The following is a 14700-nucleotide window of genomic DNA, read 5'->3' as shown; positions in this document are numbered from 1 at the left end:
CGGGGCCGCGCCGCGCCCGCGGCCCGCCCCCGCTACCCGAGCACCACGCTCCACGAGAACGCCTGCGGCCACAGCTGGTGCTCCGGCAGCACGTCGAGCCCGCACGCCCGCGACCCCAGCCCGTGCTGCGCCGCGTCGAGGTACAGGTACGCGTGGTCCGGCGTGGGCAGCTCGTACGGGTGCATCGCCCGGGTCAGTTGCTGCGCGGTCCACGGCGAGAGCGTGAAGCCCGCCCGGTGCGCCCCGACGGAGGTCACGGTGAACGGCCCCACCGACAGCGCACGCAGGGACGGCCGGTGTCCGGTCTCCTGCGGCATCGAGTACTCGACCCCGAGCGCACGCACCGGCGCCGAGAACCGCCCGACCCGCGCGGCGTGCGACGAGTCGGCGTACGACTCCGCCGGTCCGGTGCCGAACCAGGTCGCCTCGTCGTCGAGCAGTGCCGCGGGCAGGTCGAACCGCACGCCGATCCGGGGCCAGGTGACGTCCCACGCGCCGAACGGCACCGCGTCGGTCTGCAGCAGCAGCCCGGCGTCCGTCAGGGTCCAGCGGTGGGTGACGTCGACGCCCCACCCGCTGTTCGCCGCGGCCACCCGCACACGCTGCTCGAGCCCGTGCTCGGTCCGCGTCACCGCGACGAGCCGGTGCGTCAGCCGGTCGAGGCCGCGCTCGCGCCACCGGGTGGCCGAGGGCGGCGCGGTCGGGTCGCCGACACCCTGGGTGAGCACCGGGTCGGCCGTCTCGTAGCCGCCCTGCGAGGCGAGGCTGTCGTTGTCGGTCGGTGCGCGCCAGAGCTCGAGCCGCGGTCCGGCGACCTCGTGGCCCTTCCAGGACACCAGGTCACCCCGGGCGGTGAAGGTCCCGTCGCCGAGACGGTCGCCCTCCCACCCGGTGCCGGAGGCCCGTGGTACGTCTCCCGGTCGGCTCGCGACGAGCCGCTGGGTGCGTGCGACGACGTGGCCGGTGTCGGCCCACGCGGTCGGCCCCGCCAGCTCCGCGGTCACGTCGAACCACAGTTCGTCGCCGGGGGCGAGTGCTGCGGTGTCGGCCGCGGCGGCGAGGACCTCGTCGGGGACGGGCACCGTGGCCGACTGCCGGGCGGCGACCACCCCGGGCGCGAACCGGCCCGACGACTCCACGACGCCGTTCCGGCTGAGCGTCCAGCAGAACCGCAGTCCGGCGGTCGACGCCGAGTGGAAGCGGTTCTCGACGAGCAGCGTGGTGTCGGACACCGAGAACCGGATCGGCGCGACGACCGCGGCGAACTCGGCCAGACCCGGGGTCGGGGTGTCGTCGGGCAGCACGAGACCGTCCATCACGAAGTTGCCGTCGTGCACGACCTCGCCGAAGTCACCGCCGTACGCGTAGTAGTCCTCGCCTGACGCGGTCCGGGCGAGCAGCCCGTGGTCGCGCCACTCCCACACGAAACCGCCGTGCAGGCGCGGGTACTTGTCGACGAGCGCCTCGTACTCGGCGATCTGCCCCGGGCCGTTGCCCATCGCGTGCACGTACTCGCAGTGCAGGAACGGCTTCGACCGCTGTCGGGCGGCCTCGGCGGGACCGCAGCCGAGCAGCGGGGTCGCGGGGCCGCCGCCGATCGACTCGGTCTCCTGCAGCGTCGGGTACATCCGCGAGTACACGTCGGTGTAGGCGCCCGTGTAGTCGCCCTCGTAGTGCACGGGCCGCTCGTCGTCGCGGTCGTGCACCCACTGCGCCATCGCGGCGAGGTTCCGCCCGGTGCCGGACTCGTTGCCGAGCGACCACATGACGATGGACGCGTGGTTCTTGTCCCGCTCGACCGTGCGGGCGATCCGGTCCAGGTAGGCGTCGCGCCACGCGGGGTCGTCGGAGGGGTTGCCGACCCAGTCGGTGAACAGGAAGCCGTGCGTCTCGAGGTCGCACTCGAGCACGACCCAGAACCCGAGCTCGTCGGCCAGGTCGAGCACGCGGGGGTGCGGCGGGTAGTGCGAGGTGCGGATCGCGTTGACGTTGTTCCGCTTCATGAGCGCCATGTCCGCGCGGGCGTGCTCCTCGTCGAACACCCGGCCGCGGACGGGGTGGGTCTCGTGCCGGTTCACACCGTGGAAGACCACGCGCTCGCCGTTCACCAGGAACCGGTCGCCGACGATCTGCACCGTGCGGAAGCCGAGGCGCAGCGACACGGTCTCGCCGCCCGTCCGCCCGCCGGCCGCGGTGCCGGTGGACACCTGGGCGTCGTACAGCCGCGGGAGCTCGGCGCTCCACGGCTCGACGCCCTCGACCGTGATCGGTGCGACGTCGTCGGCGGTGGCCCACGTGACGTCGACGTCGAGCGAGGGCACGGTGAACCGCACCGGGAACGCCGCGTCGAGCGTCGGGAACGTGATGGTGCCGGTCCCGGTCGACGGACGGCCCGAGGCGGCGGTGCCGGCGGTGGCGGCGTCCCCGAGCGTCGCGGTCCAGCCGGCGCGCACGAAGACGTCGTCGACGGGCGCGGTCGGCCGGGCGAGCAGCGTGACCGACCGGAAGATGCCCGGCAGCCACCACTGGTCCTGGTCCTCGAGGTACGAGGCCGCACTCCACTGGTGCACGCGGACGAGCAGCTCGTTCTCGCCCGGCACCAGCAGTGCGGTCACGTCGAACTCGGTGGCCAGGCGCGACCCGGTCGACCACCCGACGAGCTCGCCGTTCAGCCACACCCGGACGTGCGACTCGACCCCGTCGAACCGGAGCAGCACCCGGTCGGCCGCGTCGAACGACGACGGCAACGAGAACGTTCGGCGGTGGTCACCGGTGGGGTTCTCCTCCGGCGGGTGCGGCGGGTCGATGGGGAACGGGTACTGCAGGTTCGTGTAGCTCGGCGCACCGTGTCCGTGCAGGACCCAGTGCGACGGGACGGGGATGCTGCCCCACTCGTCCTCCACCCCCGACGACGCTCCGGACGGCGCCGAGGCCACCCCCGGCACCGGGACGTCCGCGACCGGCGACCACCGGAAGTCCCACTCCCCGTCGAGCGACAGGGACGGGGCGTCGGTGTGGAGCCACGCCCTCGGGGCGAGCCGGGTGTCCGAACCCGGTGCCGTCGAGGCGAGTTCGGCGAGCGCGGTCGCGGCGGGGTCGGAGGCGGCTGCCTCCGGGGCGGAGTGGGTGGAGGACGAGTGAGCAGCGATGGTCAACCCTTGACCGATCCTTCCGTGAGGCCCCCGCGCCAGAAGCGCTGCAGGACGATGATGGCGATGACGAGCGGGATGACCGAGACGAGCACCCCGCCGGTGGTGAGCTGGTAGAACTCGGGCAACCGGTCCACCTGCGCGCGCCAGTTGTTCAGCCCCAGTGTGATCGGGTACAGCTTCTGGTCTGCCAGCATGATGAGCGGCAGGAAGAAGTTGTTCCAGATCCCGACCACCTGGAACAGGAACACCGTGACGAGCGCCGGCGTCAGCTGGCGGAGCACGATCGTGTGGAAGATCCGCATCTCGCCGGCGCCGTCGATGCGCGCCTGCTCGAGGAGTGCCGTGTCCACCGATGCCGACGCGTACACCCGGCACAGGAACAGGCCGAACGGCGACACCAGGCTCGGGATGAGCACGCTCCAGTACGTGTCGGTCAGGCCCATGGTCGAGAACAGCAGGAACAGCGGCAGCGCCGTCGCGGTCCCCGGCACGAGCACACCGCCGAGGATCGTGCCGAACACGAGCTGGCGGCCGCGGAACTCGTACTTCGCCAGGGCGTACCCGCCGGCCGCGGCGAAGTAGGTCGCGAGGACCGCGCCGACGCCGGAGTAGAGGACGCTGTTCGCGATCCACCGGACGAAGATGCCGCCGTCGTACGAGAACACCTGCTGGATGTTGCTGAACAGGGCGAACTCGCCGCCGAACCAGAACCCGTTCGTCGCGAACAGCGCGCCGGTCGTCTTCGTGGCGGCGATCACGACCCAGTACAGCGGCACCAGGAAGTAGACCGCGACGATCACCAGGATGGCGGTGACGACGATCTGCGAGGTCGGGGTCCGGTCGAGCTTGCGCCGCTGGTGCGCGGTGATCGACGTGGTGTCGACCGGGAGGGCGTTCTGCTTCGTCGCAGGTGCCTCGATCGCTTCGCTGGTCATGCTTCCGCCCCCTTGCGGTCAGCCGGGAGGCCCGTGGCGGCTCCCGTGGTCGTGCTGCGGTGGGCGACGCCGGTCGCCGGGCGGGTGGGCCCGCCGGTGGTACCGCGCGTCTGGAGGGCGCGCCGCGCCTCCCGGCCGTCACGCTTCGCGCGACGGTCCTGGTCGCGTTCGTGCTTCGGCGGACGGTTCGTCAGGGCGAGGAACGCGAACGACAGGACGAACGCGGCCAACGCGATGATCACGGCCTGCGCACTCGCGACGCCGTACTCGTTGAAGGCGAACGCGTTCGTGTAGGCGGCGTAGTTCGGCGTGTACTCGGTGTCGATCGCCGGGGCGACCGTGGACAGGATCTGCGGCTCGGCGAAGAGCTGCAGCGTGCCGATGATCGAGAACACCGTCGTGAGGACGAGTGCCGGGGCGATGAGCGGGATCTGGATCCGCCAGGCGACCTGGAAGGGGCCGGCGCCGTCCATCTTGGCAGCCTCGTAGACCTCACCGGGGATGGACTTCAGCTGCGCCACGATGATGAGCATGTTGTAGCCCGTGTAGGTCCACGTGACGATGTTCGCGATCGACCACAGCACGCTGTTCGCGCCGAGGAAGTCCGGCTGCAGCCCCACCGCCTGGAGCAGGTCGATGATCGGGGACAGGCCGGGCACGTACAGGAACGACCACAGGATCGTCGCGATGACGCCCGGGACGCCGTACGGCATGAAGTAGACCGCGCGGAAGAACGCCGGCCAGCGGGCGCTCGCCGACTCGAGCAGGAGCGCGAGGATCGTGCACGCGATGATCATCACCGGCACCTGCACGATGCCGAACAGGAGCATGCGGCCGATCGACGCGACGAACCCGGAGTCCTGCAGCGCGATCGCGTAGTTGTCGAAGCCGGCGAAGCGGCCGGTGACGCCGTCCTCGCCGAAGAGCCCCTCGCGGTCGACGGTGGTGAAGCTCTGGAACAGCGCGCTGATGATCGGGATGATGAACGTCAGGACGAACAGCGCGAGGAACGGGGCGAGGAGGATCCACGGGGCGCGCTTCTGGGCGCTCGTGGCCCTGGTGCTCGTGCGGTAGCCGGAGCGCGGCTGGGTGGCGGTCATCGTGCCGTCCTCACGCTGAGGCCCTTGTCCTTGAAGGACTGGACGATCTCCCGCTGGGCGAGCTCGACGGCGTCGGTCAGCTTCAGGCCGCCGGTGAGCTTGCGCCGGAACTGGTTCTGCAGGCTCGTGAACGCCGACTGGGTCACGGGGGACCACGACCAGTCGATGTTCTGCTCCTTCGCCGCGGGGGCGAAGACCTCCTCGTTGTAGTCCTGCCCGGAGAACCACGCGCTCGGTTGCTGGCGCGCTGCTCCGATGTAGTCCTTCGCGGGGGACCACCCGATGCCGCAGTACTTGATCATCGCGTCGATGCCCTCCTTCGACGTGGTCATCCAGGTGATGAACTCGAGCGCCTCCTTCGGGTGCTTCGCGTTCGCCAGGACCGCGGCGCTCGAGCCGCCGATCGCGCTCGAGCCGAACCCGGACGCGTCCCACTTCTGCATCGGCGCGACCTTCCACTTGCCCTCGCCGCCCTGGATGGACTGGATGAGGGCGTCGCCCCAGCTCGCGCTCGTGACGGCGGCGATCCGACCGTTCGCGCACGCGGCGTACCAGCCGGGGGTGTAGGCGCCGGCCGAGGTGTCGACGAGCCCGTCGTCGATGCAGCCGTCGAAGAACGCGGCGACCCGCAGCGTGGCGTCGTCGGTCATGTCGATCACCCACTCGTCGCCGTCGACCTTGAACCACCGCGCGCCGGCCTGCTGGGCGTACGCGGCGAAGGGCGACGCGTCGGCGACCGGGAACACCTCGAGGTAGTTCTGCTTGCCGGTCTTCCGGACCTTGTCGGCCAGGACCTTCCACTCGTCCCACGTCGTCGGGGGTTCGCCGCCGGCCTGCTCGAGGATCGCGGTCTGGTAGTAGAAGCCCATCGGACCGGTGTCCTGGGGGATGCCGTAGACGCCGTCGACGAACTCGACCTGGGCCCAGGCGGCGTCGTCGTACTTCGACCGGAGGTCCTTCGCGCCGTAGCGGGCCAGGTCCACCAGGCCGTTCGCGAGCATGAACTCGGGGATCTGGCGGAGCTCGACCTGCCCGATGTCCGGACCGCCGCCGGCCGCGAGCGCGGAGTACATCTTCTGGTACCCGCCGCTGTTGCCGCCGGGGATCCAGTTCGCGGTGACCTGGATGCGGGGGTTCTTCGCGTTCCAGACGTCGCAGACCTTCTGCAGGTCCTTGAGCCACGCCCAGTACGTGATCTGCACGGTCTCGCCACCGGCCGCAGCCGGGATCACCGCCGCCTTGTTCACGTTGGTCGAACCCGGGACGGCACAGCCGGCGAGCAAGCCCGCCGCAGCCGTGCCGAGCCCGAGGCTGAGCAGGTTTCTTCTCGACAGCTGTCGTCCAGATGGTGTTGGCGTCATTGCCTGAGCTCCGGTTCGTCGTCGGATCGGGTTCTCCGCCAGTAGAGCACGGAACCGAGCGCCGCTGTGTTTTCACGAAGGCGTTCACGGCTTTTCACGGCTGGTCGTTACCTGGGCCGGTAGGGGCGCCGGGAGGCGCGCCGGTCGGTGGTCGGTGGTTGCTGGTTACGGGTCGCTGGTTACGGGTCGCTGGTTACTGGTCGGCGGTCGCACGGAGCCGTCCCGGCTGGGTGTCGGCTCCGAGCCGTGCGCACGCCCGGCCGGGCAGGGGGATGGTGGACCGCACACGACACGTCGGGGTTCGTGACGCCCCGGCGCACCGCCGAGAGGAGCTGTCATGACGTCCACCAACGCGACGAGCGAACTGCACGGGATCCTGGGGGAGCGGCTGGAGGGCGGTGGCACGTGGGCGTGGGCCTACGCCGACGTGTCCGGCAACGTCGAGGACCCCCGGCGGCAGGCGGCCCTGAAGCTCCGGGCGGTCGAGGAGTCCCTGCGTGCCCAGGGCGCGAGCGCCGACGTGGTGGACACGATCGCCGCCGAGTTCGAGCAGGAACCGGGCGTCCCGTCGCCGGTGGCCCGGTACGTGCTCGTCCACGACGGCGAGCTCGTCCTCAGCGAGGTGCTCCCCGGGCACCTGCACGGTGCCGAGGCGATCGGTGTCGGGGCCGTGCCCGACCTGGTGCCGCTCGTCGCGCACCGCCCGATCGACCTGCCGTTCCTGGTCGTGCACGTCACCCGTGAGGGCGGCACCCTCCGCGCCTACCGCCTCGGCCACGCCCCGTCGGTCGTCGACGAGCAGCAGGTGCAGGGCCGCACCGACACCCTGCACTACGCGAAGGCCGGGACCGGGTGGAAGCAGCCGCACTGGCAGGCCCACACCGAGGAGATCTGGAAGCAGACCTCGGCCGAGGTCGCCGGGGCCGTGGACGAGGCCGTCCGCCGCCTGCGCCCCGGGCTCGTCGTCGTCGCGGGGGACGTCACCGCGCGGGAGCTGCTCGTCAAGGCGCTCTCCACCGAGGCGCGTGCGCTCGTCACCACCGTGCCCGTCGACCCGCGGTCGGACGACGCGGCGCGGCAGGCGTTCGTCGAGCACGTCGAGATCGCCCTCGCCCGGGTGATCGCCACCCGCCGGCACGACCTCGAGGACCTGCTCCGCACGCACGTCGGCCGCGGCGACAACCTCGCGGTGACCGGACTCGGCTCCGTGGTGTCCGCACTGCAGCAGGCGCAGGGGTCGGTCGTGGCGCTCGACGCCGTCGCGGTCGGGGACCGCACGCTCCTGGCGCTCGCCGGCGCCCCGTGGGTCGCGACCGCACCGGAGCAGGCCGCCGGGACGCCCGTGGTCGGTGCGGTACCCGCCGTGTGCGCGCTCGTGCGGGCGGCGGTGCTCACGGACGCCGAGCTCGTGCTCGTGAACGCGGCGTCGCTGCCCGGCGGTGCCGCGGCCGCTGCGCTCCTGCGCTGGCCGGTCGGCCCCGCCGTCCCGGCCTGACGCCCGCTGTCCTGCCGCCCCGCTGTCCTGCCGGCCCGGCGGCACCGAGCGTGCCGTTTCCGTCACACTCGGCGCCGCCGGGCGACCGCCCGTGCCCGCCCGGCGGGACGCCGACGGCATGTCCTGCGCACTCGGCCCTCGCCGGTCGCGCCCGGTCGCCCGTCCCCGTCCGATCGGTGGCCGGTGCGGGCGCGTCAGTCGTGCGAGCGGTCCGTGCGCGGCACCAGCGGGAGCGCGAGCAGGGGCAGCACGGCGACGATCCCGAACGACGCCGCGAACCCGAGTGCCCCGACGAGCGCGCCGACGCCCGGGCCCACGGCGCTCGCCGCGAGGAACTGCCCGGTGTTCTGCGTCCCGAGCGCCCGGCCCGACCACGCGGGACCGGCCGCCTCGGCGACGGAGGTGTACGCCAACCCGTTGTCCGCCACGGTCACGCTCGTGGCGACGAGCAGGAACACGGCCGCCGCCGCCCAGTGCGACACGTCGACGAGCGCCATCACCCCCATCACCACCGCTGCCGACACCGCGACCACCCGGAGCGGTCCGACGCGTGAGCCCGCACGGTCGCTCCACGCCCCGACGAGGATCCGCCCGACCGCCCCGACGAACTGGGACGCACCGACGAGGAGCCCCGCCGCGGGGGTCGACCACCCGAGCCCGACGAGCCACACCAGCCCGTAGGTCGACAGCGTGAACTGGGGCACCACGAGCAGCACCGACACCGCGTGCACCCGCCACAGGAACCCGGACGACCGGTACGGGTTCGCCGGCGCCTCCGATCGCAGGCCGGGCCCCGCACCGAGCGGACGCGCCGGTGCCGCGGCTCGTGCGGGACGCGGCGGGTCGACGATCCCCACGGCGCACAGCACGGTGAGCACGGCGCACAGGACGAACGGCAGCACGAGCGCGGCCCGGATGCCGGACCCCTCCGCGAGCTGCGGGACCGTGACCGCCGCGAGGGTGACCCCGAGCGGCTGCGACATCTGCCGGATGCCCATCGCCAGGCCGCGCCGCTCCTTCGGGAACCACCCGACCACGACCCGGCCGCTGGCGGCGTTCGTGGACGCGCTCGTCATCCCGGCCGCGAGGAACGCCGCCCCGAGCAGCACGGGGTCGCCCGCGGACAGCCAGGCGGCCACGACGGTGAGCGTGGTCAGCGCGAGGCCGCCGGCGATCACGACCCGTTCGCCGACCCGGTCGGTCACCGCGCCCCAGGCGATGAGCGTGAGCACGAGGCCGACCGTCGGCGCCGCCGCGAACAGTCCGGCGGAGGCGAGCGGCATGCCCTGCGCGAGCAGGTGCGGGATGAGGAGCGCCGGCGCCGAGACCACGAGGGTGCCCGCGGCCTGTGCGGCGACCCCGAGGGCGAGCATCGTCCACGCGCGGCGGGGTGTGGTCATCGGTGCAGCCTGTCGTTCCGGGACGGTACCAGTCGGTACACCGCGACGGTATACCAATCGTGGCGGAACGCACTAGGCTCGTCTGCCGTGACCGACACCGACGCAACGACGGCCGACGCGGCGACGTCCGACGCCGCCCCGGTGTCCCAGACGACCCAGCTCTACGACAACCTGCGCGAGGCCATCCTCACCCTCGACATCGCCCCGGGCGAGCGCATCTCCGAGCGTGGGCTCGAGGGGCGCTTCCACGCCTCGCGGACCCCGGTGCGGGCGGCCCTGTCGCGGCTCGAGCGCGAGGGACTCATCCTGCACGAGGGCCGCTCGTGGACGGTGACGCCGATCGACCTCGACGAGATCGCCTCGCTCGCCGAGCTCCGTGGTGTGCTCGAGCCCGCGGCCGCGCGTCTGGCGGTCGAGCGTGCCTCGGCAGACCAGCTCGACGAGGTCCGCGCGCACCTCGACCAGCTCCGCAGCACACCGGACCGCGAGGCCGGCATCCGCATGGGCTCGACGTTCCACCTCGACCTCGCCGCGCTGGGCGGCAACCGGTTCGTCACCGACGCCATCGCCGACGCGCTCACGCGGCTCGAGCGCACGCGCTGGATCGAGGTCCGCACCGCCGAGGCCCGCGAGGCCGCGTGGGAGGAGCACAGCGCGATCCTCGACGCGGTCCGCGCGGGCGACGCCGACCGTGCCGCCGAGATGCTCGCGGCGCACGTCGCCGGGACGAACGAGCGGCTCCTGACGTTCATCGCCCAGGAGCGGCGCCGTCTACGGGGAGCGGGCATGGCGATCATCGGCTCCGCGCTGGAGGCCGAGACGGTTCCCGGGGCGGGAGCGGACCCGGAGGCCCCGCCGTCGCTCAGGGACCGCTGACCGAGTCCGTCCCCTCGAGGTCCTCCACGGCCCACGCGGCACCGTGGTCGGTGTGGTCGAGCAGCGCGTCGCGCACCTCGGCCTCGTCCGTGGTGAGTCGGATGGCGTGCTTGCTGCCGGAACGCGTCGACTGTGACATGTTTCCTCCTGTGTGCGTGGGCATCGGGTGGTGCAGGCCCCCGGCCTGCTGATGCGCTTCCTCACGGGACGTACTGAGGTCGCATCAGTGTGCCGCGCCCTGTCCGCGGAGCGCAAGCACTTCCGGGCACCTGTGGACGCAAGCACTTCCGCCCACCTGTGGAGGAGCCACCGCCGCGGCCGTGCCTAGGATGGTCCGTCCGCGCAGGGGCGCGGCTCGGTCACGGAGGACGGACGGGAGGCGCGGCATGGGTCCGCAGCGCACGGCGCCGCCCACGGTCTACGACGTCGCGTCCGAGGCCGGCGTCTCGATCGCCACGGTCTCGCGCGTGCTCCGCACGCCCGACGCGGTCCGCGAGGGCACCCGCGACCGGGTCCAGGCGGCGATCCGCACGCTCGGCTACGTCCCGTCCGGCAACGCCCGAGCCCTGGCCGGCAAGCGGACCGGCGTGGTCGGTCTCCTGCTGCCCGGGTTCGACGTCGTGCCGGACGAACGGCCCGACCTCGTCACCGACGGCGGCGTGCGCGTGGTCGACGACCGGCGGCACGTCACGCAGCCGACCGCGTCCGCCCTGTACTTCGACGAGGTCCTCCGCGGCGCCGAGGTCGAGGCGTGGCAGCGCGGGCTGGCGCTCATGGTCGCCGCCGGGCGTGGACCGTCCCGCGACGTCGTCGTGAACGACGTCGCCGGTCGGGTCGACGGGCTCGCGGTCATGGCCCAGACGGTGCCGGACGAGCTGCTCGACCACGTCGCCCGCCGGATCCCGGTCGTGGTGCTCGCCGACGACCGGCGTTCGCACGGCTTCGACTCGGTGAGCGTCGACAACACCGCCGGCATGCGCACGGTCGCGTCGCACGTCATCGGCCGGCTCGGCATCCGGTCGATCGCCTACCTCGCCGGACCGATCGACTCCCCGGACGACATCGAGCGGTCGGCGGGCTTCCGGCAGGCCCTGGCCGACCACGACCTGCCCGCATCCTCGGTGCGCGTCGTGCACGGTGACTTCGGACGGGTGCGGGCGCGGGAACTCGCCGTCGGTCTGCTCGACGGACCCGAGGTGCCGCGCGCGATCGTCTGCTCGAACGACCAGTCGGCGCTCGGTGTGCTCGACGCGGCGGCGGCGCGGGGCGTGCGGGTCCCCGACGAACTCGTCGTCACGGGGTTCGACGGCATCGACGCGGGACGGTTCTCCTCGCCCCGCCTGACGACCGTGCACCAGCCGATGGCGGAGCTCGGTCGCGCTGCGGTCCGCGCGATCGTGGACCGCCTGGAGCACCGCGACGGGCCACCGCGCGCCGTGCGACTGCCGGTCGAGGTCCTGCTGCGCGAGAGCTGCCCGCCGTCCGTCTGAGGGGCGTCCGCGCCGCACGCGCCGTGCCGCCCCGGGAAACAACGCGCTCGCTTGCATCGCGCCATGTAAGCGCATACATTGACCACGTACCCACTCGACACGGAGGTCGACCGAGCAATGACGCTTCCCCCACAGCGCCGCCGCCGTCGCGGACGCCTGACGGCCGCGCTCGCCGGCATCGCCGTCGTGGCCCTCGCCGCCACCGGCTGCAGCATCCAGGTCCGGTCCCAACCGGACCCGAGCATCGGCAAGGACACGATGCTCATCAACGCGGACCGCGGCAACCCGCTGTTCGACCGCAACTTCAACCCGTACATCTCGAACGCCCGCACCGCGAGCAAGTGGATGTACGAGCCGCTCATCGAGATCAACCCGCTCGACGGCAAGGGCACCCCGTGGCTCGCGAGCTCCTGGGACCTCCCGGACGCGCGGACGATCGACATGACGATCCGGAAGGGCGTCGAGTGGTCCGACGGCACGCCCTTCAGCGCGAAGGACGTCGTCTTCACGTTCGACCTGCTCAAGAAGTTCCCCGCGATGGACGTCAAGGGCGCCTGGCAGCACATCGACCGCATCGAGCGGGACGGTGACCACGTCGTCTTCCACCTCAAGGGAGAGGACGTGCCGAGCCTGAACATCATCGGCGCGACGTACATCCTCGGCGAGCGGCACTACGGCGGGGTGAAGGACCCCGTCACGTGGCGCGACCCGAACCCGGTCGGCACCGGCCCGTTCGTGCTCGGCAACTACTCCGACCAGCAGTACTCGATGGACAAGAACCCGCGGTACTGGCAGGCCGACAAGATCGCGATCGAGCACCTCGTCCTGCCGGCGACGAACACGCAGCTCGACACCGTCACACGCGGCTACGACTGGGCGTACTCGTTCATCTCCGACGTCAAGGGCACCTGGGGCGCGGCCGCCGACACCAACAAGTGGTGGTTCCCGGCCGGCGGCGTCATCGGCCTCATCCCGAACCTGACGAAGGCGCCGTACGACGACGTCAACGTCCGCAAGGGCATCTCGTACGCGCTGAACCGCGACGACATCGCCGAGACGGCGTCCGAGGGCAACCTCAGTGCCGCGGGGCAGACCGGCCTGATCCTGCCGAACCAGGAGCAGTTCCTCGACCCGTCGATCCCGGACAAGGGCCTGATCACGCAGGACACCGAACGGTCCCTCGCCGAGTTCGCGAAGTCCGGCTACACCCAGCAGGGCGGCAAGCTCGTCAAGGACGGCAAGCAGCTCGAGATCAACCTGATGACCGCGAACGGGTACTCGGACTGGCTCCGCGCCGCCCAGCAGGTCCAGCGCGACCTCGGGAAGATCGGCATCAAGGTGAACCTGCAGGCGCCGCAGCCCGCCGGGTACCAGCAGAACATCAACAACGGCAAGTTCGACATGGCGATGGGCGGCATGGGCAACGGCGACGTGTTCCAGGCCTACAACTCGCTGCTGTCGAGCGACTTCTACCAACCGGTCGGCAAGTCGACGGTGAACAACTTCGAGCGCTACCGCGACGCGGACACCCAGAAGCTCCTCGACGAGTACCGGGGCACGACCGACCGGGCCGAGCAACAGCGGATCCTCGACCAGCTGCAGCGGATCGTGTACGACGAACTGCCCGTGATCGGCATGTACTACGGCGGGCTCTGGGGACTGTTCAGCGACGCGAAGTTCGTCGGCTGGCCGAGTGCCGAGGACCCGTACATGGCGCCGCAGAACTACGACTCCGCCCCGCTGCTCATCTTCACGAAGCTCCGGCTCCGTGACAGCGCGGCCGGCAAGGCGATCCTCGACGAACAGCGCCAGAAGACGCAGCAGACGGAGGCAGGCAAGTGAAGTACGTCCTCCAGAAACTCGTCCTCTTCGTCCTCACCCTGTGGGCCGCGGTCACGCTGAACTTCGTGCTCCCGCGCCTCATGCCGGGCAGCCCCTCGGACGCCGCACTCGCCAAGCTCAGCCAGAACGGTCCCGTCACCGACGCGACCAAGAAGGCCATCGAGGCCCAGCTCGGCGTCCCCAGCGGCAACCTCTGGGACCAGTACGTCAGCTACCTGCACCAGGTCGTCACCCTCGACTTCGGCACGAGCTACACGTTCTACCCGCAGCCCGTCGGTGACCTCGTCGGCCGGGCCCTGCCGTACACGCTCGTCCTCGTCGGCACGGTCACGATCCTCGCGTTCGTGATCGGCACGCTGATCGGCGTCGCGGCGGCCTGGAAGCGCGGCACCTGGCTCGACTCGCTCCCGACGCTCTCCGGCTCGTTCATGTCGACGTTCCCGTACTTCTGGACGGCGCTCCTGCTGCTGTTCTTCCTCGGCTACGTCCTGCACTGGTTCCCGACCACCGGGGCGTCCTCGGCGACGAGCACCCCCGGTTGGAACGGCGAGTACGTCGGCGACGTGCTCCGGCACGCGATCCTCCCGGCGGTGACGATCCTGGTCACGAGCCTCGGCGGCTGGATCATCGGCATGCGCAACGCCATGATCAACACCCTCGGCGACGACTACGTCACCTTCGCCGAGGCGAACGGTCTCCGCGGCCGCACGGTCGCGATCCGGTACGCCGCACGGAACGCGATCCTGCCGAACCTGACCGGCTTCGGCCTGGCCCTCGGCGGTGTCGTCGGCGGCTCGGTCCTGGTCGAGCAGGTGTTCGGCTACCCGGGCATCGGCTACCTGCTGTTCAACGCCGTGATCGGGCAGGACTACCCGCTCATGCAGGCCCTCTTCCTGATGATCACCGTGTCGGTGCTCATCGCCAACTTCATCGTGGACGTCCTGTACGGCGTCCTGGACCCGAGGACGCGCCGATGACCAACAACCTCACGAAGGCGGCGTGCTGCGCCGACGACAACCACCCGAGGACGCGCCGATGACCAACAACCT

10 protein-coding genes and 1 pseudogene are annotated in these 14700 nt (G+C 71.6%); 5 read left to right on the top strand and 6 right to left on the bottom strand.

Annotated features, from left to right (window positions below):
* Positions 1–32: 32 nt before the first annotated feature.
* The 4 genes and pseudogenes from BEP24_RS09695 to BEP24_RS09680 all read right to left on the bottom strand — a co-directional run bounded on the left by BEP24_RS09695 (position 33) and on the right by BEP24_RS09680 (position 6548).
* A complete protein-coding gene (locus BEP24_RS09695; protein ID WP_253181647.1) occupies positions 33–3155 on the bottom strand; it encodes a glycoside hydrolase family 2 TIM barrel-domain containing protein in 3123 nt (1040 codons plus the stop codon).
* A complete protein-coding gene (locus BEP24_RS09690; protein ID WP_253181646.1) occupies positions 3152–4087 on the bottom strand; it encodes a carbohydrate ABC transporter permease in 936 nt (311 codons plus the stop codon). Before BEP24_RS09690 ends, BEP24_RS09695 begins: the two co-directional genes overlap by 4 nt.
* A 182-nt stretch (positions 4088–4269) precedes the next feature.
* Positions 4270–5187 (bottom strand): annotated as a pseudogene (locus tag BEP24_RS09685) (sugar ABC transporter permease); the annotation flags it as partial.
* Positions 5184–6548: an extracellular solute-binding protein gene (locus BEP24_RS09680; protein WP_065962782.1), complete on the bottom strand. Its 1365-nt coding sequence runs from the start codon at positions 6546–6548 to the stop codon at positions 5184–5186. The pseudogene BEP24_RS09685 and the gene BEP24_RS09680, both read right to left, overlap by 4 nt.
* Positions 6549–6885: 337 nt before the next feature.
* Between BEP24_RS09680 and BEP24_RS09675 the strand changes: the two genes are divergently transcribed.
* Complete coding sequence (locus tag BEP24_RS09675; protein WP_065962780.1) at positions 6886–8043, top strand: hypothetical protein; 1158 nt, start codon at positions 6886–6888, stop codon at positions 8041–8043.
* Between the two features lie 194 nt (positions 8044–8237).
* On the opposite strand, the gene BEP24_RS09670 is transcribed toward BEP24_RS09675, so the two are convergent.
* Positions 8238–9443 (bottom strand): MFS transporter, encoded by a 1206-nt coding sequence (locus BEP24_RS09670; protein ID WP_065962778.1) that lies wholly within the window; start codon positions 9441–9443, stop codon positions 8238–8240.
* Between the two features lie 87 nt (positions 9444–9530).
* Here BEP24_RS09670 and BEP24_RS09665 point away from each other — a divergent pair, with 87 nt between their 5' ends.
* A complete protein-coding gene (locus tag BEP24_RS09665) occupies positions 9531–10319 on the top strand; it encodes a GntR family transcriptional regulator (RefSeq protein ID WP_216093126.1) in 789 nt (262 codons plus the stop codon).
* Here BEP24_RS09665 and BEP24_RS17575 read toward each other — a convergent pair.
* On the bottom strand, positions 10306–10458 hold the full coding sequence (locus BEP24_RS17575; RefSeq protein WP_171898786.1) for a hypothetical protein: 153 nt from the start codon (positions 10456–10458) through the stop codon (positions 10306–10308). The genes BEP24_RS09665 and BEP24_RS17575 overlap by 14 nt on opposite strands.
* Positions 10459–10705: 247 nt before the next feature.
* Between BEP24_RS17575 and BEP24_RS09660 the strand changes: the two genes are divergently transcribed.
* The 3 genes from BEP24_RS09660 (at position 10706) to BEP24_RS09650 (ending at position 14628) form a co-directional block, all read left to right on the top strand.
* Positions 10706–11809 carry a LacI family DNA-binding transcriptional regulator gene (locus BEP24_RS09660; RefSeq protein WP_065962776.1) on the top strand — a complete coding sequence of 368 codons (1104 nt, stop codon included), beginning with the start codon at positions 10706–10708 and terminating at the stop codon, positions 11807–11809.
* 117 nt (positions 11810–11926) lie between these two features.
* Entirely contained in the window at positions 11927–13651 is a 1725-nt protein-coding gene (locus tag BEP24_RS09655) for an ABC transporter substrate-binding protein (protein WP_171898785.1), read from the top strand.
* A complete protein-coding gene (locus tag BEP24_RS09650) occupies positions 13648–14628 on the top strand; it encodes an ABC transporter permease (protein ID WP_065962774.1) in 981 nt (326 codons plus the stop codon). The genes BEP24_RS09655 and BEP24_RS09650 overlap by 4 nt, the downstream gene beginning before the upstream one ends.
* The last annotated feature ends 72 nt before the right edge of the window (positions 14629–14700 follow it).

This window comes from Curtobacterium sp. UCD-KPL2560 (assembly GCF_001705035.1).
In the GTDB taxonomy this organism is placed as follows: domain Bacteria; phylum Actinomycetota; class Actinomycetes; order Actinomycetales; family Microbacteriaceae; genus Curtobacterium.
The sequence above is the reverse complement of the archived record's forward strand: the minus strand, read 5'-3'. Positions and strand labels throughout refer to the sequence as shown.

What these genes read in the sequence shown, in the direction of transcription:
- BEP24_RS09690 (WP_253181646.1), bottom strand. Translation starts at nt 4,087, where the DNA reads ATGACCAGCGAAGCGATCGAGGCACCTGCGACGAAGCAGAACGCCCTC.
- BEP24_RS09680 (WP_065962782.1), bottom strand. Translation starts at nt 6,548, where the DNA reads ATGACGCCAACACCATCTGGACGACAGCTGTCGAGAAGAAACCTGCTC.
- BEP24_RS09675 (WP_065962780.1), top strand. Translation starts at nt 6,886, where the DNA reads ATGACGTCCACCAACGCGACGAGCGAACTGCACGGGATCCTGGGGGAG.
- BEP24_RS09670 (WP_065962778.1), bottom strand. Translation starts at nt 9,443, where the DNA reads ATGACCACACCCCGCCGCGCGTGGACGATGCTCGCCCTCGGGGTCGCC.
- BEP24_RS17575 (WP_171898786.1), bottom strand. Translation starts at nt 10,458, where the DNA reads ATGTCACAGTCGACGCGTTCCGGCAGCAAGCACGCCATCCGACTCACC.
- BEP24_RS09660 (WP_065962776.1), top strand. Translation starts at nt 10,706, where the DNA reads ATGGGTCCGCAGCGCACGGCGCCGCCCACGGTCTACGACGTCGCGTCC.
- BEP24_RS09655 (WP_171898785.1), top strand. Translation starts at nt 11,927, where the DNA reads ATGACGCTTCCCCCACAGCGCCGCCGCCGTCGCGGACGCCTGACGGCC.